The sequence below is a fragment of the Sporosarcina ureae genome (assembly GCF_029267015.1).
Lineage (GTDB): Bacteria > Bacillota > Bacilli > Bacillales_A > Planococcaceae > Sporosarcina > Sporosarcina ureae_D.
The window spans coordinates 54,054-77,242 of the sequence record NZ_JARIEA010000044.1 but is presented as its reverse complement, the minus strand read 5'-3'; the positions used below and the strand labels follow the sequence as shown (position 1 = coordinate 77,242).

The 23,189-nt window shown below is 39.3% G+C and carries 23 protein-coding genes; 19 read left to right on the top strand and 4 right to left on the bottom strand.

All coding sequences use genetic code 11. From position 1 onward, the window contains the following. Nucleotides 1-195: 195 nt before the first annotated feature. The 11 genes from Q7P97_RS06925 (at nucleotide 196) to Q7P97_RS06870 (ending at nucleotide 10,593) form a co-directional block, all read left to right on the top strand. On the top strand, nucleotides 196-1,131 hold the full coding sequence (locus Q7P97_RS06925; RefSeq protein WP_303968390.1) for a hypothetical protein: 936 nt from the start codon (nucleotides 196-198) through the stop codon (nucleotides 1,129-1,131). A gap of 17 nt (nucleotides 1,132-1,148) precedes the next feature. Then, nucleotides 1,149-2,831 carry a hypothetical protein gene (locus Q7P97_RS06920; RefSeq protein WP_303968387.1) on the top strand — a complete coding sequence of 561 codons (1,683 nt, stop codon included), beginning with the start codon at nucleotides 1,149-1,151 and terminating at the stop codon, nucleotides 2,829-2,831. A 169-nt stretch (nucleotides 2,832-3,000) separates the two neighbouring features. Next, nucleotides 3,001-5,010 carry an acyltransferase family protein gene (locus Q7P97_RS06915; RefSeq protein WP_303968384.1) on the top strand — a complete coding sequence of 670 codons (2,010 nt, stop codon included), beginning with the start codon at nucleotides 3,001-3,003 and terminating at the stop codon, nucleotides 5,008-5,010. An 88-nt stretch (nucleotides 5,011-5,098) separates the two neighbouring features. Further along, nucleotides 5,099-5,320: a small, acid-soluble spore protein tlp gene (locus Q7P97_RS06910; protein WP_303968382.1), complete on the top strand. Its 222-nt coding sequence runs from the start codon at nucleotides 5,099-5,101 to the stop codon at nucleotides 5,318-5,320. Between the two features lie 166 nt (nucleotides 5,321-5,486). Beyond that, entirely contained in the window at nucleotides 5,487-5,813 is a 327-nt protein-coding gene (locus Q7P97_RS06905; RefSeq protein ID WP_303968379.1) for a monothiol bacilliredoxin BrxC family protein, read from the top strand. Between the two features lie 90 nt (nucleotides 5,814-5,903). After that, complete coding sequence (locus Q7P97_RS06900; protein ID WP_303968376.1) at nucleotides 5,904-6,497, top strand: class I SAM-dependent methyltransferase; 594 nt, start codon at nucleotides 5,904-5,906, stop codon at nucleotides 6,495-6,497. 135 nt (nucleotides 6,498-6,632) lie between these two features. Continuing rightward, nucleotides 6,633-7,697 carry a GGDEF domain-containing protein gene (locus Q7P97_RS06895; protein ID WP_303968373.1) on the top strand — a complete coding sequence of 355 codons (1,065 nt, stop codon included), beginning with the start codon at nucleotides 6,633-6,635 and terminating at the stop codon, nucleotides 7,695-7,697. Nucleotides 7,698-7,877: 180 nt separating this feature from the next. Then, entirely contained in the window at nucleotides 7,878-9,143 is a 1,266-nt protein-coding gene (locus tag Q7P97_RS15555; RefSeq protein WP_369684264.1) for a D-alanyl-D-alanine carboxypeptidase family protein, read from the top strand. A gap of 115 nt (nucleotides 9,144-9,258) precedes the next feature. Further along, entirely contained in the window at nucleotides 9,259-9,399 is a 141-nt protein-coding gene (locus tag Q7P97_RS06880; RefSeq protein ID WP_303968370.1) for a hypothetical protein, read from the top strand. 142 nt (nucleotides 9,400-9,541) lie between these two features. After that, on the top strand, nucleotides 9,542-10,216 hold the full coding sequence (locus Q7P97_RS06875) for a YhfC family glutamic-type intramembrane protease (protein ID WP_303968368.1): 675 nt from the start codon (nucleotides 9,542-9,544) through the stop codon (nucleotides 10,214-10,216). Further along, complete coding sequence (locus Q7P97_RS06870; protein ID WP_303968365.1) at nucleotides 10,213-10,593, top strand: DUF3887 domain-containing protein; 381 nt, start codon at nucleotides 10,213-10,215, stop codon at nucleotides 10,591-10,593. Before Q7P97_RS06875 ends, Q7P97_RS06870 begins: the two co-directional genes overlap by 4 nt. A 193-nt stretch (nucleotides 10,594-10,786) precedes the next feature. Here the strand turns inward: Q7P97_RS06870 and Q7P97_RS06865 are convergent, their stop codons facing one another. Continuing rightward, nucleotides 10,787-12,292 (bottom strand): MDR family MFS transporter, encoded by a 1,506-nt coding sequence (locus Q7P97_RS06865; RefSeq protein ID WP_303968363.1) that lies wholly within the window; start codon nucleotides 12,290-12,292, stop codon nucleotides 10,787-10,789. A gap of 187 nt (nucleotides 12,293-12,479) precedes the next feature. Between Q7P97_RS06865 and Q7P97_RS06860 the strand changes: the two genes are divergently transcribed. The 3 genes from Q7P97_RS06860 to thiD all read left to right on the top strand — a co-directional run bounded on the left by Q7P97_RS06860 (nucleotide 12,480) and on the right by thiD (nucleotide 15,397). Next, nucleotides 12,480-12,857, top strand: coding sequence for a rhodanese-like domain-containing protein (locus Q7P97_RS06860; protein ID WP_303968360.1), 378 nt, complete (start codon nucleotides 12,480-12,482; stop codon nucleotides 12,855-12,857). Nucleotides 12,858-13,042: 185 nt separating this feature from the next. Next, nucleotides 13,043-14,389 (top strand): dihydrolipoyl dehydrogenase family protein, encoded by a 1,347-nt coding sequence (locus Q7P97_RS06855; RefSeq protein ID WP_303968357.1) that lies wholly within the window; start codon nucleotides 13,043-13,045, stop codon nucleotides 14,387-14,389. A gap of 177 nt (nucleotides 14,390-14,566) precedes the next feature. After that, nucleotides 14,567-15,397 (top strand): bifunctional hydroxymethylpyrimidine kinase/phosphomethylpyrimidine kinase, encoded by an 831-nt coding sequence (thiD, locus tag Q7P97_RS06850; RefSeq protein WP_303968354.1) that lies wholly within the window; start codon nucleotides 14,567-14,569, stop codon nucleotides 15,395-15,397. Between the two features lie 241 nt (nucleotides 15,398-15,638). Here thiD and Q7P97_RS06845 read toward each other — a convergent pair whose 3' ends face one another. Continuing rightward, nucleotides 15,639-16,265: a nitroreductase family protein gene (locus Q7P97_RS06845; protein WP_303968351.1), complete on the bottom strand. Its 627-nt coding sequence runs from the start codon at nucleotides 16,263-16,265 to the stop codon at nucleotides 15,639-15,641. 132 nt (nucleotides 16,266-16,397) lie between these two features. Between Q7P97_RS06845 and Q7P97_RS06840 the strand changes: the two genes are divergently transcribed. After that, complete coding sequence (locus Q7P97_RS06840; RefSeq protein ID WP_303968348.1) at nucleotides 16,398-16,757, top strand: winged helix-turn-helix transcriptional regulator; 360 nt, start codon at nucleotides 16,398-16,400, stop codon at nucleotides 16,755-16,757. A gap of 5 nt (nucleotides 16,758-16,762) precedes the next feature. Continuing rightward, entirely contained in the window at nucleotides 16,763-17,779 is a 1,017-nt protein-coding gene (locus Q7P97_RS06835; protein WP_303968345.1) for an LLM class flavin-dependent oxidoreductase, read from the top strand. Between the two features lie 62 nt (nucleotides 17,780-17,841). Here the strand turns inward: Q7P97_RS06835 and pepF are convergent, their stop codons facing one another. Together pepF and Q7P97_RS06825 are read right to left on the bottom strand one after the other, a co-directional pair. After that, entirely contained in the window at nucleotides 17,842-19,653 is a 1,812-nt protein-coding gene (pepF, locus tag Q7P97_RS06830; RefSeq protein ID WP_303968342.1) for an oligoendopeptidase F, read from the bottom strand. A gap of 80 nt (nucleotides 19,654-19,733) precedes the next feature. Beyond that, the gene (locus Q7P97_RS06825; RefSeq protein ID WP_303968338.1) at nucleotides 19,734-20,186 is read right to left on the bottom strand and encodes a hypothetical protein; all 453 of its coding nucleotides are present in this window, start codon (nucleotides 20,184-20,186) and stop codon (nucleotides 19,734-19,736) included. Between the two features lie 166 nt (nucleotides 20,187-20,352). Here Q7P97_RS06825 and Q7P97_RS06820 point away from each other — a divergent pair, with 166 nt between their 5' ends. The 3 genes from Q7P97_RS06820 to cysK are packed head-to-tail and all read left to right on the top strand — an operon-like array spanning nucleotide 20,353 to nucleotide 23,046. After that, on the top strand, nucleotides 20,353-20,832 hold the full coding sequence (locus Q7P97_RS06820) for a PaaI family thioesterase (RefSeq protein WP_099624715.1): 480 nt from the start codon (nucleotides 20,353-20,355) through the stop codon (nucleotides 20,830-20,832). Between the two features lie 33 nt (nucleotides 20,833-20,865). Next, complete coding sequence (locus Q7P97_RS06815) at nucleotides 20,866-22,077, top strand: MFS transporter (protein WP_303968332.1); 1,212 nt, start codon at nucleotides 20,866-20,868, stop codon at nucleotides 22,075-22,077. A gap of 42 nt (nucleotides 22,078-22,119) precedes the next feature. Further along, the gene (gene cysK / locus Q7P97_RS06810; protein WP_303968330.1) at nucleotides 22,120-23,046 is read left to right on the top strand and encodes a cysteine synthase A; all 927 of its coding nucleotides are present in this window, start codon (nucleotides 22,120-22,122) and stop codon (nucleotides 23,044-23,046) included. Nucleotides 23,047-23,189 lie beyond the last annotated feature (143 nt).

The window sequence follows — 23,189 nt, the reverse complement described above, 5'->3', positions numbered from 1 at the left end:
CATACTAGATTCTCAATAGTACATTATGGAAGAAACATAGTAATAAAGTTTTACGTTATGTTATATTTGATAAAATGAATTGTATTAATGATACTATGGACCCTTTTATTTGGTGAAATTCGTTGACTTTCGTTGAAAATCACCCTTCCTAAGTAATAATTAATGAAAATGTAATAGTTGAGGGAGAGAAGACTTATGAAAAAGTTGGTAAATTTCATGTTGATTAGTGCATTTATATTAGTAATTCCTGTAGGATTATGGTTATTAAAAAGTACTCAACCTCTGAAAATAGCCATTATAGATAAGTCTGCAGTCGAAGATTCCTATTCAAAACATTTGGGGGTTAATTGGACTTTAAATTATATGAAAGTGCAAACCACACGTAATAAATCTTTTGACCCTGCACGTGATTATTACGGTGGATTTACGAATGTTGAAGGCAAAGGGATTTCCGAATTACGTCCATTGCCAGAAGACTATTTAAAAACGGATATTATTTATTTAGCCAATACAGCCACTACTGACGAAATTAAGCAGAAAGATATGGATCCTTTGCTTGCTGTATATGAAAAAACACATGGTGGTCTTAGTGAAGTAGAATGGCAGCGTATGTTAAAACGTCTCAATACTAAACAGCCATCAATGTTTATAGCAGAGTTTGATTCCTTTTCTACACCTACTAGTGAAAAAGTTCAGACGCGTGTAGCTGATCGTTTAGGTGTGATGTTCTCTGGTTGGAAAGGTATTTATGTAGATGAACTAGATCCAGAAAAAAACAAAGAAGTACAGAAAGTTTTTTCAGAGCCAAAAACTACATGGGATTCTAACGGTCCTGGATTTCTACTAGTAAATGATAGTACAAGAGAGGTACTTGGATTACAGCTAGATAAAGAAGTTTCTGGTGAAGGTATTCATATACAATTTACCGATCTAGCGCAAGAAGGTTTGAATGTTTCAGGTTCACATCCATTTCACTCATGGTTCGATATCGTAACAGCTGAAAAAGGTGAAACACTAGCTACATATGAGTGGGATCTTACAACTAAAGGTACACAAAAATTAATGGAAAAGGGTATTCCAACACAATTTGATGCTGTAATTCGTAAAATGCATTTGAAAAAGAGAATTTAGAAGATTTTCAAAAGGAAATGATTCAACTAGTAGATGTTATTCATGGGAACGCTGATGTGCAGCCGCGACCTGGCCATGCCTCGGGTGTTTATGATTCAGACATTTCACAGTGGGTGACGGCTTGGATGATCGGTATCGAATGGTATCCGTTTATGGTAGAGAACACGAATAAGCTTCATCCCAATCTGGGAGAATACCAAGGGACCTATTTTGAAACAAAAGGTGCTGCGGCATTTGAATATTGGTTAGCTGAACAAATGGATGTTTTAGTTTCTTATGAAGTGAAAAGCTATCAACAAATCCGCCCAATGAGCTTCGTCAACTGGGTCACTACGGATCTTCTTACACACCCTTCCGATTCATCTGGACAGGAAGATATTGTGTCGGTTAATCCAAACTTGATCTATACAAAGAACGAAATGGACAAGCCAGGTCAATTTGCATCGTACCACGTGTACCCATACTATCCAGATTTCTTGAATTATGAGAAAAATTATCGTGAGTTTATTGATTTTAGAGGAAAGAAAAATAACTATGCAGGGTATTTGAAAGATTTACATGAAGCACATCGTATACCTATTTTAATAGCTGAATTTGGTATTCCAGCTTCACGTGGTAAAGCGCATAATAATCCATTTGGCTGGAACCAAGGCTTTATATCCGAAAAACAGCAAGGAGAAATCTTGACTCATTTATATGAAGATATTCTACATGAGAACATGATGGGAGCCTTGGTATTTTCTTGGCAAGATGAGTGGTTCAAACGAACATGGAACACTGCTGATTATGATAATCCTGATCGACGTCCATACTGGTCTAACACACAGACAAATGAACAGAGATTTGGTCTAGTTAGTTTTGAACCTTTGAAAATCAAAGTAGCAGGTTACGAAGAGGATTGGACTAGTGAACCGTTATATGAAAGCCAAAAAGGGCCATTAGAAAAGATGTATATCGACCATGACGAGACTTTCCTATATGTTCGAATGGATTATAAAGAGTCTGAAGTAAGTGAAACGGACGCTCTTAATATTGTTTTCGATACTATACCGAATCGTGGAAACAGTAGAGCTAGTCGAATAAATGATATACAATTTTCAAATGGCTTAGAATTTATTGCAAAAATTAATGGTGGAAAATCTCGTATGTTGATTGATCCGCATTATGATTTATTCCATCATGACTATGGGAAAGATGTTGGATACGTTCCCGACCAAGCAATGAAAGGCCGAACTGATCAGTTTATTCCGATGCAATATGCATTAAATCGTAAATATCATGTGAAAAATGAAAAGCGTACGATACCATTCAGTTCCTATGAAACCGGTAAATTACGAGAAGGTAACGGGGATCCAGAATCTAAAATGTATGATTCACTTGCTGATTACCATGTGAAAGACGGCATGCTGGAGTTGAGAATACCTTGGATGCTCCTTCAAGCAAAAGATCCAAGCAAAAAAGAATTCATTGAGAACCTATTGGCAGATGGAACGCAGACTAGTACTAATGTAGAAGAGATTTTCATAGGCGCTGTTCTAACTTCCTCTGACGGAGAAGTACTTGATTCATTCCCTCGGATAGATCGTATGAAAGTAGATGCTTTAAAGAGTTACACATGGGATAACTGGCAAGTACCGATGTATGAGGAGCGATTGAAGAAGTCCTACTATTACTTACAAGACGCATTTAAAGTGAAATGATGCGAGATAAAGAAGAAACAGAAGCCTTTCGTCGCTTCTGTTTTTCTTTGTGTTTTATTGATGTTTAGCCGTTTATTTTCATTGTAAATAGAAGTAAAAACAAGATTGAATTTGTGATATAGTAATCAATGAACTAAATTGAAGAAGATTTTTCAGATGGGGGAAGTAAATGAAAGATCTATTATTACCGAACAAGAGATTTCGTCCTGAAATAGAAGGGATACGAACAATTGCTACGTTATTAATCGTGATTTACCATATATGGTTAGGAAGGGTTTCGGGAGGAATTGATGTATTCTTTATCATTTCCGGTTATTTGATGACACTTTCTATATTATCGCGGATAGAACGTACAGGATCAGTAAATTTCATCGATTATTTTCTGAATTTAACAAGGAGATTATTTCCGCAAGCAATCGTTGTCGTGATTTTTACTGGGATTATGGCAGTGATTTTTCTTCCTCAGTTTGAATGGGGAGAAATCATTTCGCATATGATGGCCTCTACGTTTTATTTTGAAAATTGGCGACTGGCGTTTGATTCTGTTGATTATTTAGCGAAAGATAATTTGGCTAGTCCATTTCAACATTTTTGGTCTTTAAGTGTTCAAGGACAATTCTATCTTCTATGGCCTATCATACTATCTAGTACATACTACATCGCACGTAAAGTTTTAAAGATGCCTGTTTATAAAACACTACTAGGGTCACTTATTATCGTATGTTCTTTGTCGATGATCTTCTCAATCTATCAAACAAACGTTAATCAGCCTTTTGCATATTTCAATACATTCACAAGAATGTGGGAGTTCAGTATCGGCGGTATTTTTGCGTTACTCTCTCCATACTTAGTATTCAATAAAAGACTTAGCGTGGTACTAGGATGGTTCGGTCTACTAATCATCTGTTTAACAGGAGTCATACTACCAGTTTCTACAGTTTTCCCTGGTTACTTGGCATTACTACCTATTAGTGGTGCATTACTTATTTTAATTGCTTCTGAAAGTATTACCGTATATGGAGTCAACCGATTTTTGGCGACGAAACCGCTGATTTATTTAGGTAGTCTTTCATATGGCGTGTATTTATGGCATTGGCCATTATTGATTTTCTATCGGTCTTATATGGAAGTGGAAACCGTTCCAATCGTTGACGGCATTCTGCTGGTCGTTGTAACGTTTGGTTTATCTTTGGTTTCTACTAAGTTATTGGAGAAGCCTGTTCAGAAAATAGGTAGAAACCAGCAGAAAGGGAAACTGGTCTTCGTGCTGACTATGATGTTAGTGCTTGCTTGTAGCTCGATATTTTCTATTTCGGCTTATATCGAGAAAGCAACAGCCAGCTCGGACGTAGTAGAAATTAAAGATTATCCAGGTGCGGAGGCAAATTTTTATCAATTAAAAAATATACCTGATGTTGAACCCATTCCTTCACCAGTGGAAATCAAAACAGATCTACCTTCATTTTATAAAGATTTGGAATGCCAGTCAGCCAATCTTATAGAGGTTAGAAAATGTTCTTATGGCGTATTAAGAGACTATGATTTCACTGTGGCACTTGTAGGCGGATCACACTCTGGACACTGGTTCCCCGCATTGATTGAGCTATCAAAAGAAATGAATTTTAAAATCGATTTATATAGCCATGACGGATGTCGGTTTACAGACGAAGATAGTAAAGGAAACTTAACAGAAGCATGTATTCCGTGGAATAAGAACTTAATAGATATGCTAATTAAAGATCCACCTGACCTTGTCTTCACGACGTCTACAGTGAATAAACGTCCAAAAGTACCGAGAGGATTCATCAATCAGTGGAAGAGACTTGAAGGAATCACTACCGTTTTTGCAATTCGTGATAATCCACGTATGAAGACCATTATCCCTGTCTGTCTAGAACAAGCTGATGATCCTTTGGAGTGTTCTGTACCACGGGATGAAGCTATCGCGAAAGAAGATCCGTGGAAAGTGACAGAGGGAATTCCTTCGAATGTATTCTTCGCAGACCTTACAGATTCATTTTGCGATGAAACAACTTGTTCACCTGTAATCGGCAATATTATCGTCTATCGAGATGATAATCACATCACTGCAGAATATGCTAAAACTCTTGCACCTGCATTGAAAGAACCTTTGCAACAAGCATTCGACAGTCTGGATACACCTGATCTACGTAAATAATGGATTGTCGATTTAAATTCTGCATAATTCAAAGGAAGTAGGAAAGACTATCGTAGATTACCCAAATATATATAAGGGAGTGCATATGATGTCGAACAAGTATCCAAAACCGAATGACCCTGCAGATAATAAAAAACGATTGAATAAAACCATCAGCAATATGGAAGCCGCAGAAGACGCGATGAAGTTTGCTGAAGGGGAAGAGTTCAAGCAAATCCAAAAGAAAAATGAACGCAGAGCGGAAAGTATCGAAGCTTTAAAGGAAGAAATAAGTGAGGAAGACAAGTCAAGAATTAATGGTTATTTATAAGTTTTTCACATAGAATATGTATGATCCTCACTTGTAAAAGTGAGGATTTTGCTGTCTGTAATGCTTGATTTCCATAAGCAAAATAGAGGAATGCATATCGAACGCTGTATAGAATAGAAGTGTCTACTACATTACATGGTTTTTCCATATAAGGAGAGAATACAAGATGAAAAGAATTAAAAAAATCGAAGAGTGGCATGACTTGCTAGAAGGGTCGGATACACAACCGTTCCTGTTATTTAAATCTAGCATGACATCTATCAGCAGTTTAGCGGCTAAAAAGGAATTGGATGGACTGCGTACAGAACTTCCAATATATATCGTCATCACCCAAATAAGTAAGAAACTATCCGCTACTATTGAATCGGATCTAGGTGTACCTCACGAAGTTCCTCAATTATTGATAGTGAAAGATAAACGAGGCATCTGGCAAGCCACGCATTATCAAATCAAAGAACAGATTTTATTGGATGCAATAAAAGAATACGTCTGATGTATTGGAAAACCGTCTTTAGACATTCAGATAACCGCATCTACACAATGTCTGATAAAAAATAATGAAGCGACAAAAGGAGTTCTACTGATGGCAAGTTTATTCCCCAGAATCTATGACATGGCTATGAAGCCTCTAGAAATAACTAGGTTTAAAAGAGTTCGAACGGAGTTAATTCGTAATGCAAAAGGAAACGTATTAGAAATTGGTTCTGGAACAGGTATCAATTTTCCTTATTATCAACAAGCGAATCACGTAGCCGCAATTGAACCGAATCCTCAAATGAGTCGCTTGGCAGTAAGCCGAGGTAGAAAAGCCAGTGTGCCTATTACTTTATATGAAGCAAAAGCGGAATCATTGCCTTTTCCTGACAATTCATTTGACACGGTGATTGCGACATTAGTATTTTGTACAATACCAGATCCAATTCTAGCCTTGAAAGAAATTCAGCGTGTTAGCAAACCAGGTAGCGCTATTTTATTTTTCGAACATGTCAAAATGAAACAACCAGGTCTGGCAAAAACACAAGATCTATTAAATCCGTTTTGGGAAAAAGTATGCGATGGGTGTCAATTAAACCGTAATACCCTATCGACAATCACCAATTCGGGGATTTTTATAGAAAGTGTGGAATCATTATACGCAGGCTTGTTTTTGTCTATACACAGTACAAACCAAAAATAATCATTGGTGTCATATTTATAATATCTCCTATTTAACGGATGTAGTAGAAATTAGAACCCTTTATCATGTATAGTTCTACTTAACTACTATTAATATGACTATTGTTAGCTACATAATCAAAGGAGCAAGACAGTAATGATTCAATCCATATTATCCAATTTAGCCGTCATTTTGCTTAGTCATTTGGCAGTCACAACGTTACTCGGTTATCGGGAACGATTTTCCAGACGTCGGCTTCAGATTTACATAGTGATATTGATGTCGATCACAGTAATTTCTATGTTCTACTTACCCATTCAATTTAGTAATTATCGCCTGGATTTACGTTTAATTCCGCTTATCATGCTCGCAATATTTAGTGGATGGCATATAACGATACCTGTGTTAGTCATTGCTTGTATATGGCGTTATTTACTTGGAGGAGACGGGGCTATTCCAGGAATTGTATTTGGTATGTCGCTTCCGACTATATTTGCATTAGTATACATGCGAATAATTGGGAATCGTAAAAAAGTCTGGGATAAAGTAGTATTGGTTTCTATCTGTTGGTTTATATCCGATATACCTCTTATATTCTATCCGTATGATGGGCTAGAGATACTTAAACAGATTGGCTTTTTACGCTTTTCTTCATTTTTACTTGCCACATTTATCTACTATACAGTTATCGAAATCGAAAACGGTAGACTTATTATGAAGAAACAGCTGGAATTTCTCGCCACGCATGATCAATTGACTAAACTACTTACCCGTCAAGAATGCATTCGTCGTGCAGAAATTAAACACAACATGAATGAAAAGAATACGCATCACTTTATGGTGATGATCGACGTAGATCATTTCAAGGATTTGAATGATGAATACGGTCATGCTGCAGGCGACGATACTCTAGTAAAGTTATCAAAGATATTTAAGTCGTTTGAAAAAGATACATTGCAAGCCGCGCGATACGGTGGAGAAGAATTTTTATTGTGGATCTGTACAGAGGATAAGGATAGTATCAGTCAGACAGTAGAAGAAATTCAAGAAAAAATTCGTCACACACATTTTGAAGTAGGACTAAATCAAGCTATACCGATAACTGTTTCTATTGGAATAGCATCCTGGCCTACTGGAACTTCTATACATGATGCAATAAAAGAAGCAGATCGCAAACTTTACATAGCAAAAGATCAAGGACGGAATCGAATGATCGTTTAATGATTGATATAGGTGATAGGGGAATCCTATCAGGCATTTACATATTGTTACTCTGAATCGGTTATCAAAGCAAGTTCAGCCACGTTAGTCAAAGAATAACACTGAGAACTCAGCTGTTCACGAAGTCATTCAAAACGGACTTTATGAATAGCTGTTTTTACATTAAAGGAGATCATACGAATGAAAAAAATCACATTGATCCTCACTATTTGTTTGTTAGGCATTATGCTGAATTTTACGCTAAAAGAAGTGCACGCGCATGAATTTACGGACATACAATCGTACCCATCTGCGGACTCTATCGAATGGGCTTATTCAAAAGGATTGGTTGGTGGTTTCGAAGATCATACCTTCCGGCCAAATAGCTGGCTTACAGAAGCTCATTTCGCTGCAATTCTTACACGGTATTACAAGGTAATTCAAGATGAAACTGTACTATATAAAGCACATGATAATAAAATATGGTCGAATAATATATATGAAGCATTAGCAAGATTTAAAGTACCTTTAGTCGGTTATGAGGATAGAAGTGACCGAAATAAACCTGTGACTCGAGGAGTTGTGGCACAAGTTATTTCGTACGTGAACGGTCAATCTTATCAATTGGAGAAATCCATACAGTATTTATTCGACGAGCAGATCACAGTTGGACAAGTTCCACATGCTGATACATTACTCGAAAGGTATGGAGCTAAAAATCGTTTGACCCGGGCACAAGCCGTATTATTATTCCATCGACTAGATCAGCAGAACAAAAAGGAAGTATCACCAACTGTTATACATGATAAATTGCCGGCTGATAGTAATTCTGCAGTCGTAAATAAAGCAAAGCTACAGGCTGTCTCACGGGTGGACCCACGCGTAAAACCTACCATTTTCTTGCCGGCAGATAAATATATTGAAGGTCAGCTACTGCAAGAGAAACCTACCTATATAAAAGGAGTTTTACTTGTTAACAAGCAGTATCCTTTGCCGAAGAACTATGCGCCTGGCGAAGACCGGACTGCACGTGCGGAATTTACGAAGATGGCTGTTGATGCGAAGAAGTCAGGCATCAAATTAACTGCATTTAGCACGTATCGTTCATTTGATTATCAAACGAATTTATACGCAAAATACGTAAAACGAGACGGAATAAAAGCCGCTGACCGTTATAGTGCGAGACCTGGGTATTCTGAACATCAATCAGGACTTGCATTTGATATCGGTGAAGCGAATGCCCCGAAACATTGGGCGAATGCGTCATTTGGTTCAACCAAGGCTGGAAAATGGCTTGCAGCAAATGCCCACCGATATGGTTTTGTCATGCGGTATCCTAAAGGAAAAGAAGACATTACGGGCTATATGCATGAATCTTGGCATTACCGCTATGTTGGACTAGCACTTGCTAAAGAGATATATGTAAAACAAAACACTATAGAAGAATATGTAGGAATAAGGGAATAGTTATACAAAAGTACTCTATCAGTTCATGCACTATATGTTCTGGTAGATCTTTTTTCATTCTTTTAAGATTATCTAGTAGTATAGCGGGAAAAACATGTGAAAGGAGCTGAATATAATGAAAAAAAGATTCTATATAAGCAGTGTCATTTTATCACTCGGTTTATTGAGCGCATGCTCTGCTGAAACAGAAACAGAAACAGAAAAAACTTTTATCGAACAACCTTCGAAATCAGAAGGAGAAATACTTACTGATTAAGATAAGGATTCAAACGAAGTGCAATCAGCAATGGACTTATTGAAGATAGTAGTTTGTTTCCAATAAGATTATTCCCAAACTAAAAGGATATTGATAGACTAGGGGTATCATTATAATGAGGGAATAGGGGGGGGATGACGGAATGACAGGCTGGATTTTCACAATCATTATAGCTATTGTTTTACCATTGTCATTCGTTATATATGCAATCTTAAAAAAACGATGGATCCCTTTCTTTCTAGGTGTTCTTGCATTTACTGTATCCCAGTTCCTTATACGCATCCCACTATTACAATACGTGGAAAAGAACAGTATAGACTTTTTGTTTTTTAGTAGTGTACATCCCATACAGTACGCTATCGTGCTTGGATTCTCTGCTGCACTATTTGAAGAAGGAGCACGCTATCTTGCTATGCGGTATTTGATGAAGCAAAGGGACTGGCTGTCAGGATTTTTGTTTGGAGCAGGGCATGGTGGTATTGAAGCGCTGATCATTGTAGGAATTCCTATGCTTTCCGTATTTCCACTTACAGTAGGCAACGGAATGCTTGCTGTAGCGGGTGTCGAGCGATTCTTTGCTATGCTGCTGCACATAGGACTGTCAATCATCGTGCTGCGCGGCATAAAACAGAAACGTCTTTCCTATCTGGTGATTGCTATTGCCATACATGCAGGGATCGACTCAATGATCGGAATTTTGCCTGTATTTATTCCGCAAGAGTATGTGGTATTATCAATAGAGAGTATTCTTGCATTCGTAGCGGTTAGCGTCATTAGCTACGGAATCTATAGTAAAAGGAGGGAAGTCTGGCAATGAAAAAACTTGTCCTATTGACTATGGCAGTCGTTTTATTGCTTGCTGCATGTGGTAAAAACACAGTAGATGAATCTGATGCTGCTCAGTACATAGAAAAATCGAAGGAAGCCATCACATTATTGAATGAAGAAAAATTCGACGATATGCGTGAAATGTTTGATGCTACGATGAAGGATTCTTTATCTGTGGAGCAATTAAAGGAAGTATCAGATATTGTGAAAGAATCAGGGGAGTTTGTCAGTTTCGAAAGAGAGTCTGTTGCAAAAAAAGAGCAGTATTTTGTAGCGTCGATTGCTGCTGAATATAAAGAAGATAAACGTGTCTATACGATTACGTTTGATGACCAACAGCAAATTGCAGGGTTTTTCGTGAAATAAATACCACCATAAAAGTTCTAACGAGATAAAGTACATTCTCGTTAGGGCTTTTTTTATGGATTTTGTTCGTTAAATTTTTTGTGCAAAACCTAGAGAGAATCTTTCCAAAAAAGAATTGTATGAACATGGATGGAATGAAGTTGACGCAGACAATACTCATTCGGTAACGGTGTATCGTTTTATTGTTGAACATTTACTTTTTCTTTTGATTTGGTATGCTCAATCGTTCTGGCCCCATATAGAATACGGCTAGTATAGAAATGGCAACCGGAATAAGTGCCCATAGAAATGTCGTAGAAATAGAATTAGACATAGCATGTGTCATGACATTTAATATATCTTCTGGAATGGTTTTTCGGACTTCAGGTAAAAAAGCGTTTTGTATACTACCCACGGCACTATTGTCTCCGTTAGGGAGTTTAGCAAAACCGGATGCCAATTCACTTGCCAATAATTTGGTTTGGATTGCTCCGAAGATCGTGATGCCCAGTGCCAATCCTAATGATCGGAAAAAAGCATTTGTTGAGTTGGCTGAACCTCTGAATCGGAAATCCATATTGTGCACAGTGGCGGCTGGTAAAAGTGAGAAGGAAAATCCAACACCAAATCCAACAAACACCATATAGAAAGATAGGATGGAACGGGAAGTATCAGGGGTAATCGTACTCATCAAAATCATTCCGATCGAATAGGCAATTACGGAAATGACCATGATTTTCCGATAACTCGTTTTAGTCTGTAAGATACCACCTAGCGCACTTCCGACGACCGATCCAAGTAACATCGGCATAAGAATAATTCCGGCATTCGTTGCGGAGCCACCATATACAGCTTGCACGAAAATAGGAATGAAAATCGTTAAACCTATGAAAGTAGCGCCGTAAAGAAGTGCTAAGACTTGTGAAGAGGCGAAAAGACGGCTTTTAAACATCCAAAATGAAATAATCGGTTCATTCGCTTTCGTCTCTGCCACTAAAAATATAATGAAAAACACCGTAAATAGACTAAATAATGTAATGCTTTGCCAAGAAGACCATGCAAATTGTTTACCGCCAAATTCAAGTCCAAACATCAAACTGACAATGGCAGTGACTAGTGTAATCGCACCGAGCCAATCAATAGCCTGCTTGGAAGGTTCAGTTGCTTCTTTATAAAAGCGATAAATTAGAAATAAGGAAACGAGTCCAATAGGAATATTGACATAGAATACCCAGTGCCAACTACTAGACTCCGTAATCCAAGCACCCAGTAATGGACCGATGACGCTAGATGCTCCAAAGACTGCACCTAGAATACCTGTCATTTTTCCACGTTTTTCTGGAGGGAATACGTCAAATACAATAGTGAACGCGATGGGGAGTAAAGCGCCTCCGCCGATTCCTTGAATAGCACGAAAAACAGCTAACTGTGGCACGGATTGTGCAACACCGCATAGTGCTGAACCAATCATAAAAACAATAATACCAAACATGAAAAATCTTTTGCGGCCATACATATCTGACAACTTACCAAAAATCGGCATCCCAGCAAGTACAGCTACTGCATAAGCGGAAGTAATCCATATATAACTATCGACTCCACCTAGATCACCTAGAATTGAACCGAGCGCAGTTGCGACAATGGTATTATCCATCGCAGACATTAAAATACCGAGCAGGATACCAGCTAGAACTAAACGCAGCGTTTTCTTATCGTCCATTTATTCCACTCCTTTACCGCCTGCACTTCATAAAAGTATATGAGCTACTTAATTTTAGCAGTATTACTCTCTCAGTGCATGATTAATATGTTCCTCAAATCAAAAAACTGTTAAGTGTTCTAGTAATCATTTTTGCGTTATAACATCATTGAGATACAATAGAAGAAAATCATATAGAGGTGAAGATATGAAAAAAGTTTTATGGTTAATCGTAACCGTTTTAGTATTAGCAGCTTGTGGTACGACAAATGAAGGTAATAAAGAAGAAGTATATCAAACAGTAGATTTGAAGGATATTGAAACCTTGCAAAAGGGAGGCGATATAGTATTGGATGTAAGAGAAATAGATGAATTTGAAGACGGGCATATTATAGGTGCAATTAATATGCCTTTATCACACATACAAACTGGTGATAGAACTGGTTTAGATAAAGACCAGACGTACGTCGTCGTTTGCCGAAGTGGAAGCCGTTCGAAGACGGCAAGTGAGATTTTATTTGACGAAGGATATGATGTAATCAATGTTTCAGAAGGCATGTCAACTTGGCAGGGGGAAGTAGAATAAAGAGAAAACAAGCGACTGCCTACTAGCTATCGCTTGTTTGTATATGTTGCTTGTACAGTATGTAAGCTACAAAATAGCATGAAGTAAAATGAATAATTGATTCCACGTGTCATAAAGGACAATAGAGGGTATTTGATAGCAGAATAGAAAATTGCGATAGTAGGTAAAGGTGGAGGAGATTGAGTATGGTAAAAGAATATGATTTGCTAGTGGTCGGAACCGGAAATGCAGGGTCCCTTGCGGCAACAAAATGTAAGAAAGAAGGATGGAGCGTTGCGATAATCGATGACCGGCCTTTTGGGGGGACTTGTTCTCAGCGAGGTTGTGATCCGAAGAAAGTATTGATAGGAGCAGCTGAACTGATAGATTGGAATAAACGTATGCACGGAAAAGGTATCGAAGAAGATAGTAAAATTAATTGGCCAGAATTAATGGAATTCAAACGAACGTTTACTCAAACGATACCTGAAGATACGGAAGAAAAGTATGGGAAACTAGGAATTGATATGTATCATGGCAAGGCAGTTTTCCAAAGTGAAACAGAATTAAAAGTCTGTTCAGATGTATTGAAAGGGAAAAAGATTCTTATTGCTACAGGTGCAGAACCTATGAAAATGGATATAGAAGGTGAAGAATATCTGACGATGAGTGATGAGTTTATGGAACTGGATACACTTCCAAAACGAATCGTATTTATAGGTGGCGGATTTATTTCATTCGAATTTGCACATGTTGCTGCAAGAGCAGGCTCTGAAGTGCATATTTTGCATAGAAGTGAAAAAGCTTTAAAACACTTTGATCAAGATTTAGTAAAAATGCTGATTAAACGTTCCAAGGAAGTAGGTGTGCATGTACATCTGAATACACCTGTAAACGGAATCGAGAAATGTGGTAATGCATTTGTGGTTAAAGGAGAACAAGAAGATCGTGAAGTAGAATGGAAAGCGGATCTTGTTGTACATGGAGCAGGTCGCGTACCTGCACTAGACATGGACTTGGAAAAAGGGAATGTAAAGTGGGATAAACAAGGTGTATGCGTTAATGAATATATGCAAAGTGTTAGTAACCCTAATGTATACGCAGCAGGTGATGTGGCTTCAACCGACGCGCCTGCGCTAACACCTGTTGCGACAACTGAATCACATGTAGTGGCTTCGAATCTTCTCAAAGGGAATAATAAGACAGCAGATTATCCAGTAGTTCCTTCTGTTGTATTCACTGTTCCAAAGTTAGCATCAGTCGGAATGAGCGAACAAGAGGCAAAAGAGTCCGGTTTGAAAGTTTTTGTAAAGTCACAAGATGCAACGGAGTGGTTCACATATAGACGAACGAACGAAGGAGCAGCGGCATTTAAAGTAATTATCGATCAAGAGAAAGATGTCGTACTCGGCGCCCATCTATTGAGTGGGGAAGCGGATGAATTGATTAACCATTTTGCCTTAGCCATTCGTTTTCAAATCCCTGTCGGAGAATTAAAGAAGATGCCATTCGCGTATCCAACAGTAGCTTCAGATATTGCGTACATGCTGTAATTATGTCAACACTTCTCCCTATCCTACTGCTGGATAGGGAGTTTTTAATTGAGGGAAGTATTATTCAGCTCATGTTAAAATCAATGAAATTGACTCTTTTAGTCAAGCCACGTTATCCTGTAGAATGACGTAGATAATTAAAAGACATCTAAATTACATAGTAGACAGGGGGAATGAATGATGATCAAACGCGCATTAACTATCGCTGGTTCTGCTGCACGTGGTGGAGCAGGAATCCAAGCAGATTTGAAAACATTCCAGGAGTTTGATGTATTCGGTACAACAGCCGTTACAGCGATTGTTGCGAGAAATCCTCGAACGGGTCAAGGCATATTCCCTCAATCATGGGAAGCGATTGAAGCACAATTAGTCACGATAAATGAGGATATTGGTGTCGATGCGATGAAGACGGGTATGTTGTTCACTAAAGAGATTATTGTCCATGTGGTGGAGTGGATTAAGCAGTCCGCTACTCAAAATATCGTAGTGGATCCAGTAATGATTGGAAAAATGGGCTCGGCACTGTTGAAAGACGATGCAATGGAAGCAATGCAGAAGCAATTGATTCCTCTTGCAACGATTATTACGCCGAATATGCCAGAAGCTTCTTATTTACTAGGGGGTATGGAGCTGAAATCAGTCAACGATTTAAAAGAAGCCGCACGACGCTTGTTTGAAATGGGACCGAAGTTCGTCTTAGTTAAAGGTGGCAGGTTGGAAGGGCCCGCAGTGGACGTGTTGTACGATGGAAAACAGTTCTATCTACTTGAAGCACCGAGAATTGATACGATCAATACGAATGGAGCGGGTTGCAGTTATTCTGCAGCTATTACAGCGGGGCTGGCAAAGGGACAAACGGTGCAAGATGCCGTGATTGAGGCGAAAAAGTTCATCACAGCGGGCATACGCCACTCCCTAACCTTTAAAGCAGGAGTGGGTCCAACCTATCATGCGGCTTATGGTAAGTATGATGAGACAAGTTGTAAGGTGACGATAGAGCAAGAATGAGCTCAGAAAGCCATACAAATGCGAGGATGTCTAGGAAGTAGTAACACTTCTAGGACATCCTCTTTTGTATGGTTTAAGTTTAAAAGCAAGTGCTCGTGAGTAGTGAGTGAGTTTGTGAGTAGTTCGGGATGAAAGCTCCAGTTGGAGGACGCTTTCTCATGGGCCTGCGGTGAGCTGTCTAGGAATGAAGTGACCCCTCCGTAGCGCTAATCTCCACCCCACACTTCTGCTATTCACTCTTTTACATATAAGTAGTAATCGCATCAATTGGCAGTCGAGTAGAGCCATAAGCAGGTGAAGCGGCTTTGCCTAGCGCAATGAGAACGAGTGGCTCGTAGCGAGACTCAAGCTCGAAAGACTCCGCAAACTGTTGCTTATCAAATCCGCCCATCGGCACCGTATCATACCCTCTAGCCTTCGCAATCAACATCAACTGCATAGAAACCAATCCAGCGTCAAACGTCGCAATATTGCGTCTAGCTTCAAGTGGTGCATTCGGATAAGCCGCCTTGGCATTATTAATTTGAATCTGCACATGCTCCTCATCTATATTTCCTGCAGCTAAATTCGAAAGATAAATCTCATCAATATTATGATACATTTCCGTATCGCCGATCACCGCGATAATAGCCGACGCAGTTTCGATTTGTTCTTGATTAAATGAAAAACGATTGATTTTCTTCTTCAACTCTTGGTCTTGTATAACAAGAAAACGCCATGGCTGCAAGTTGCTCGAAGATGGCGCAGAAGTTGCCTCATCCAGCATAGACGTAATATCTTCTTTATCGATTGTATAGTCAGCATCAAACTTTCTAACAGATTTACGTGCATGCATAACTTCCAATAACTCATCGTAATGTTGGGACATAATATAAAACTCCTCTTAATAATATTATTTCACTTACTATTAGTAAGTTAATTTTAAGGTTACTATTAGTAAGCTTGTTTGTCAAACATGAATGTGATAAAGTGAAGGAAGTACAGGATTGGGGTTTTGCTAATGAAGAAAAATGAAGAGTTTGTTCAGTCGGTAAATCCTAAAGGTCAAAAAAGTTGCAATAGTTTCCACAACACCATCGAGTTTATCGGTAAGCGTTGGATGGGAATTATCATTTATCATTTATTAGATGGACCGAAAAGGTTCTTTGAGTTATCGGCGGAGATCGAAGGAATATCAGATCGTCTTCTAACGGAGAGATTGCGTGATCTGGAAGCGCATGGTTTGGTCATCAAAAATCAATCCGATCCAACGGTTAGAAAAGTAGAATATGAGCTTACTGCAAAAGGTAAAGAATTAGAAGATATTATTCAGGCCATTTTTGAGTGGGTAAAGAAAAATGGTGGCTGTCAGAAGGAGTGAATGAATTGATTAGAGAAAACGCGAAACTATTTAACGGCGTTCCGTTATCCATATTAGATTTAGCCATGATCAATGAAGGTAGCCATGCAGGGCAGTCGTTCAAAAACAGTGTGGATCTTGCGCAACATGCAGAAGATTGGGGATTTAATCGTTACTGGTTGGCGGAGCATCATAATATGCCCGGCGTTGCGAGTTCCGCTACTTCGATTATCATTGGACATGTAGCGCAAATGACCAAAGAAATTCGAGTGGGATCTGGTGGTGTCATGTTGCCAAACCATGCGCCATTAGTCATTGCAGAACAGTTTGGTACACTGGATGCGATGTATCCAGGTCGTATTGATTTGGGATTAGGCCGTGCGCCCGGTAGCGACCAGGCGACAGCCTATGCACTTCGTCGCACGTTACAAAGCGGTGGAGAAGATTTCCCGCAACAAGTGGAAGAGTTGCGTACGTATTTTGCAGGTAATCCAACTGACCGTGTTCGGGCATTTCCTGGAGCAGGGCAGGATGTTCCTATTTGGTTGCTTGGTTCAAGTGGCTTTAGTGCTCAATTGTCGGCGGAACTCGGCTTGCCATTTTCATTCGCCAGCCACTTTGCGCCACAATTTATGATGCAAGCATTGCAAATTTATCATCAAAATTTCCGTGCTTCTAAAGATCTTCAGAAGCCACATGCCATGATGGGCGTAAACTTGATTGCTGCAGATACTGACGAAAAAGCCCAGTATCTGGCTACATCTATGCAACAGCAGTTTTTGAATATCCGTCAAGGTAAGATGATCCAGTTCCAACCACCAATTGATGATATTAATGCGCAGTGGTCGCCATTTGAACAAGAAGCGGTAGCGCAGCAAAGTCAATCACCATCTGTTATTATTGGTAGTCCTGAAACAGTAAAACGTAAACTGGAAGAGTTTGTAGACATGACGAAAGCGAATGAATTGATTATCAGTTCAGGTATATTCAATCACGAAGACCGACTTCGTTCATATGAAATCCTAAGTGAAATAATGAATTAATAGAAAAAGCATCCGCTTTACAGGAGTCAAACCTGCAAAGCGGATGCTTTTATTTATCTAACTTATTGTGCTTCAATTTCTTCCGTCAGTTTCTCGATTTCATCGATTAATCCACCGATATAGGAGATTGTATCGCGCAATGGTTTGTCTGTCGTGATGTCGATTCCCGCCATTTTCGCGAGTTCCGCTGGTTTCTTTGAACCGCCTGCACGTAAAGTGTTGAGCCAATCTTCAACAGCTGGTTCTCCCTCTTGCAATACGCGTTTTGCCATCTCGGTAGAAATCGTTAATCCAGCACTGTATGTGTACGGGTACAAGCCCATGTAATAGTGCGGTTGACGCATCCATGTCAATTCTGCACCCTCATTTATTCTCACGCTGTCTCCCCAAAATTCTTCGAGTACGCCACGTTTCAAATCGTTCAAAATAGTGGCATTGACATTGCCGCCTGCATCCACAAGTTCGTACACTTTACGCTGGAACGCGGCTTCAAGCAGATGCGTAACGAAATTATGGTAATACGTTCTGGCTACGATAGAAGATAGTACCCAACGCTTAAATTTCGGGTCATCGGAATTCTTCAATAAATGATTAGCCATCAGCATTTCATTCATAGTTGAAGGAGCTTCGATGAAGTACAGTGACGATTGTGAGTTAAACAGATTTTGTGCCTCATTAGCATAATTGAAATGTCCGGCATGGCCTAATTCATGAGCCAGTACAAAGACATCTTCCATGCTGCCTGTCCAAGAAATTAATATGAATGAGCCACTGCCGTAAGGGCTTGCACAAAATGCACCTGTAGATTTACCTTCATTTTGCGCAAAATCAATCCGGCGTTCTGAATAGGCACGGTTCACCATATCAAGATAATTTTCACCCATAACAGAAAGGGCATCGTTCATATATTTTTTAGATTCTTCTACTGTAATTGAAGGTTCATACAATGGATCTACTGGCATTTTTAAGTCTGCAAACGTCATTTCATCCAGACCGTAGATATTTTGAAGGAGTTTCGCGTACTTGCGCATATGGGGAGCAAGTTCTTCCATGATCACATCAATTTGGCGATTGTACATGGAACGATCTACGTCTTGGTCCATTAATAAATAATCAATAACAGAGTCATAACCACGTAAATCAGAAGTCGTTTTTTCCATCTGTACGTGCATATCATAGGTTTTGGCAGTTGTATGTTGATATTTGCGCAATGTATCACTGAATGTTTTAAAGGCTGCACGTCTTACTGGCGTCTTTGGTTCAGACTCCCATTTCCCTTCGAATAATACATAGCTTAAAGGATAAGCTTTTCCGTCTGAAGTGAAATCGGGGAAGTTAATATCTGCCATTTTTGTTGTGTTATACAAAGAATACGGTGCCTGGAAAGAAGAAGAGTATGCAGCGAGTGTTTTCTCTACCTCGGGATGTAGTTGATGCGGTTTTTTCCGAATAATCTTATCGAATAAGCTGGCATATCCTTTTGATTGTTCACTTGCTTGCTGTAACGTTTGCTCAGAAAGCTCCGTCAATTCACTCATTATGAATGCAGTTTGACTACCGATTTTCGCAGCGATTGAACCAAATTTACTTTCTCTCATCTGCGAATCATCATTTGTTAAATCGACACTTGCTGTCAGCTCAGCATAACTCGAGATTTTGGTGAGTTTCTCCTGTAGACTGCGATATGCATCTAATGCTTGAATAGCAGAGTTTGCATCTGTAACGGTCCCTTTATAATTTTTCTCGAAAGCAGTTGCTTCTTCTTTTGCATCTACTATAGCTTTCTGATAGTCTTGCTCATTTTCAAATAGAATGTGTAAATTCCAAGTTTCTTGTTCGTTTACTTGCGCGCGTTTAGGTAAGCTTTTCACCAATGTGAATCTCTCCTTCAAATCGATTATTCGGTTGCCGAATTAATTACTAGTATAATACAATGAATGTTCAGAGTACAAAGTTATGGTTTGTTGGAAATGATAAAATCCATTAGCCAATCGACTTGCATAGGACCATTGACAACTTGGTAGTATAGGCGGTCATTATGGATTAAAACTCCTTCTTCAATTAAAATGGTCATTCGATTTCCAGTTTCATCTTGCAAATCAATTGTGAAGAACGATTGATCGTCAAACAATTGCAATGTATCGGGATCTATTCGCTCGTAATCATATGCTTGGAGAAATGAAAGCAATCGGTCTATTTCTTCAGCTTCGTCTACTTTCCAAGTAACGGCATGTCGTGCGTGAGAGCCAGGTTGCCGAAAAGTAATTGAAGAATAAGGATTTAAACCATTCAGCTGTTGGTCTTGTAATCGCTCAAAAGGATGGGAGGAAGCTTCATCAATTGTCTGAATCATGACATAAAATCCTCCAGCCACTAGCAGTGCCAATATCACACCACGTATTTTCATTAGAATTCCCTCCTTCCACAAAATAACGTTTCTCACTAGTATATGAATGTAGTAGTGAAGATACGCACATAACTATCAGTGTAATGATAGTTATTTCGTTTTAGCTCGATATTTCAATATTCGGAATGTATAATGGAGAGACTCATCTGAAAGGGAGGTACTAACTATGAAAGAATATGTTACACATGCAGTCCAGGACGATTATGCGGATGATTTTTCATGGTGTTATGGGTGTGGGAGTCTCAATGAGGAAGGAAATCATTTCCGAACAGGTTGGGAAGGCAATCAAACGGCTACCTATTCATTACCGCCAGAAAAATATACTGCAATACCAGGATTTGTGTATGGAGGATTTCTAGCTTCGTTTTTGGATTGCCATGGTACGGGGTCTTGCGCGCTCGCATTACACCGAAAAAATGGTCATGAGCCAGGCGATGGATCTGTTCCTCCACGCTTTGTGACAGCTTCCTTGCAGATTACATATAGTAAGCCGACACCACAAGGAGTAGTATTAAAGGCTGTTGGGAACGTCACGGAAATTCACCCGAAGAAGTGGAAGGTTGCAGTAGAAATTTTCGCAGGCGATGAACTATGTGCCACTGGAGAAGTAGTAGGGGTCGTCATGCCTGCTACATTCACGAAGTAAAATAGACAACTAGATAAGGTGTGACCAGAGGGTATGAATAAATCTCCACAGACTGCCGTAGCGAATCCGGTATTTCCAATCATGATCGCGATTGCAGTATGTCATTTATTCAACGACACACTGCAGGCAGTGATTCCAGCGATGTTGCCGATTTTGGAAAAGGAATTTCAATTTAGTTATAAACAATTAGGTTTCATTGTATTTGCACTGAACATCGTAGCTTCTTTACTTCAACCGGTTGTAGGATATCTAAGTGATCGTAAGCCGAAGCCGTTTGCCTTGCCGATAGGTATGACATTTTCAATGATTGGAATAGCGGGGTTAGCATTGGCACCAAGTTATTGGCTGATTATTCTTTCCGTTATGTTGCTCGGGTTAGGATCAGCAATTTTTCATCCAGAAGGTTCTCGTGTATCGTTTTTGGCTGCAGGAGACAAGCGTGGGCTTTCACAGTCTATCTATCAAGTAGGAGGTAACACGGGCCAGGCACTTGCACCGTTAATTAGTGCATTTGTTCTCGTCCCTCTAGGCCAAATAGGAGCAGCGGTTTTCGTTTTAGTAGCTGCAGCAGGAATTGCCTTACTATCCCGTATTTCCATCTGGTATAAGAAGCAGCTCGATGAAGAACGTTTAGGTAAGCGGAAGAAAGCACTATTAACGACGATGGAAAATCTGACTAAGAGACAAGTTGTCATTGCGTTGACATTATTAATGATCATCATATTTGCGCGTTCATTCTATGTAACAAATATTACGAGCTTCTATATTTTCTATCTGATCGAAAACTATGGCATGACGATCCAACATGGTCAGTTGTATATTTTTCTATTCTTGGCTCTAGGTGCTGTCGGAACGTTTTTCGGTGGACCGATGGCAGATCGTATGGGACGAAAAAAAGTGATTGTCCTGTCGCTTGTCGTACCATTGCCGCTAAGTTTATTACTCCCATATGCTCCTGTGTGGGGAATCATATTACTACTACTAACCATTGGATTCTTTATCATGCTTAGTTTTTCGGTTACTGTCATCTATGCGCAAGAGCTCGTACCTTCGAAGATTGGTACGATGGCCGGATTAACCGTAGGCTTAGCTTTTGGAATGGGAGCTATTGGTGCTGTTGCCATAGGAAGTCTTATCGACTATATTGGAATCTATCAAACGATGATTATCACGTCGTTCTTGCCGTTCATTGGTTTAGTTGGTTTAGCTTTACCACGTGATCAAAAGATTACATCAGCTTCATAATTAGATTACTAGTTTGATCATCATGAAAAGTAGGTGTACGAAATGAAAGTATTCAATAATATGGCGGAATTAATTGGAGATACTCCGCTAGTAAAAGTACGGACGCTCGGCGAAACTACAGGTGCTACTGTATATGTAAAACTGGAGTACTTCAATCCGAGCCGAAGTGTAAAAGATCGTGCAGCTTATCAAATGTTAGTAGAAGCCGAAAAGAATGGTGTGCTGAAACCCGGTACTACGATTATCGAGCCGACATCAGGGAATACGGGAATCGGACTGGCCATGAATGCTGCTGCAAAAGGATATCCTGCAATTTTTGTCATGCCGGACAATTCTACAATTGAACGTATTAACTTAATGAAAGCATACGGGGCCAAGGTTGTACTGACACCTAGCGCAGAACGTATGCCGGGTGCGATTGCTAAAGCAAATGAAATTTCAGCGTCAATCGAAAATAGTTTCATTCCTATGCAGTTTGAAAATGAAGCCAATCCAGACAGTCATCGACATACAACCGCTGTGGAAATTATCGATGCAATTCAATCAATCGATCGTAAATTAACGGCTTTTGTCTGTACTTCAGGAACGGGCGGTACGGTAACGGGGACAGGTGAATCATTGAAGCAACATGACCCTTCGATTACCGTCCATGTAGTGGAACCCGCAGGATCACCCGTATTATCGGGTGGTAAACCTGGAAAACATAAACTAGTAGGTACAAGTCCAGGATTTATTCCTTCTATATTAAATACTACTGTATACGACGAAATTTTCCGTATTGAAGATGACGATGCATATAATACAGTCAGACAATTTGCGAGACAAGAAGGTGTGTTACTTGGGCCGTCAGGTGGTGCATCTTTGTATGCAGCATTGCAAGTGGCTAAGCGATTAACACCAGAAGATACAGTTGTTTGTATTGCACCGGATTCCGGCGAAAGATATTTATCGAGTGATTTATTCCAATAACTACTAGCGTATTTAACCTCTACCTACATCGGGTGGAGGTTTTTTATTTCATATATTAGCAATGTAAAGTAGTGAACAGCTATATCTACTGATGTACATCTATATTTTTTAAATAGATTGAAAAAATAATTTTAAATAGTATT

What these genes read in the sequence shown, in the direction of transcription:
- Q7P97_RS06925 (WP_303968390.1), top strand. Translation starts at nt 196, where the DNA reads ATGAAAAAGTTGGTAAATTTCATGTTGATTAGTGCATTTATATTAGTA.
- Q7P97_RS06920 (WP_303968387.1), top strand. Translation starts at nt 1,149, where the DNA reads ATGATTCAACTAGTAGATGTTATTCATGGGAACGCTGATGTGCAGCCG.
- Q7P97_RS06915 (WP_303968384.1), top strand. Translation starts at nt 3,001, where the DNA reads ATGAAAGATCTATTATTACCGAACAAGAGATTTCGTCCTGAAATAGAA.
- Q7P97_RS06910 (WP_303968382.1), top strand. Translation starts at nt 5,099, where the DNA reads ATGTCGAACAAGTATCCAAAACCGAATGACCCTGCAGATAATAAAAAA.
- Q7P97_RS06905 (WP_303968379.1), top strand. Translation starts at nt 5,487, where the DNA reads ATGAAAAGAATTAAAAAAATCGAAGAGTGGCATGACTTGCTAGAAGGG.
- Q7P97_RS06900 (WP_303968376.1), top strand. Translation starts at nt 5,904, where the DNA reads ATGGCAAGTTTATTCCCCAGAATCTATGACATGGCTATGAAGCCTCTA.
- Q7P97_RS06895 (WP_303968373.1), top strand. Translation starts at nt 6,633, where the DNA reads ATGATTCAATCCATATTATCCAATTTAGCCGTCATTTTGCTTAGTCAT.
- Q7P97_RS15555 (WP_369684264.1), top strand. Translation starts at nt 7,878, where the DNA reads ATGAAAAAAATCACATTGATCCTCACTATTTGTTTGTTAGGCATTATG.
- Q7P97_RS06880 (WP_303968370.1), top strand. Translation starts at nt 9,259, where the DNA reads ATGAAAAAAAGATTCTATATAAGCAGTGTCATTTTATCACTCGGTTTA.
- Q7P97_RS06875 (WP_303968368.1), top strand. Translation starts at nt 9,542, where the DNA reads ATGACAGGCTGGATTTTCACAATCATTATAGCTATTGTTTTACCATTG.
- Q7P97_RS06870 (WP_303968365.1), top strand. Translation starts at nt 10,213, where the DNA reads ATGAAAAAACTTGTCCTATTGACTATGGCAGTCGTTTTATTGCTTGCT.
- Q7P97_RS06865 (WP_303968363.1), bottom strand. Translation starts at nt 12,292, where the DNA reads ATGGACGATAAGAAAACGCTGCGTTTAGTTCTAGCTGGTATCCTGCTC.
- Q7P97_RS06860 (WP_303968360.1), top strand. Translation starts at nt 12,480, where the DNA reads ATGAAAAAAGTTTTATGGTTAATCGTAACCGTTTTAGTATTAGCAGCT.
- Q7P97_RS06855 (WP_303968357.1), top strand. Translation starts at nt 13,043, where the DNA reads ATGGTAAAAGAATATGATTTGCTAGTGGTCGGAACCGGAAATGCAGGG.
- thiD (WP_303968354.1), top strand. Translation starts at nt 14,567, where the DNA reads ATGATGATCAAACGCGCATTAACTATCGCTGGTTCTGCTGCACGTGGT.
- Q7P97_RS06845 (WP_303968351.1), bottom strand. Translation starts at nt 16,265, where the DNA reads ATGTCCCAACATTACGATGAGTTATTGGAAGTTATGCATGCACGTAAA.
- Q7P97_RS06840 (WP_303968348.1), top strand. Translation starts at nt 16,398, where the DNA reads ATGAAGAAAAATGAAGAGTTTGTTCAGTCGGTAAATCCTAAAGGTCAA.
- Q7P97_RS06825 (WP_303968338.1), bottom strand. Translation starts at nt 20,186, where the DNA reads ATGAAAATACGTGGTGTGATATTGGCACTGCTAGTGGCTGGAGGATTT.
- Q7P97_RS06820 (WP_099624715.1), top strand. Translation starts at nt 20,353, where the DNA reads ATGAAAGAATATGTTACACATGCAGTCCAGGACGATTATGCGGATGAT.
- Q7P97_RS06815 (WP_303968332.1), top strand. Translation starts at nt 20,866, where the DNA reads ATGAATAAATCTCCACAGACTGCCGTAGCGAATCCGGTATTTCCAATC.
- cysK (WP_303968330.1), top strand. Translation starts at nt 22,120, where the DNA reads ATGAAAGTATTCAATAATATGGCGGAATTAATTGGAGATACTCCGCTA.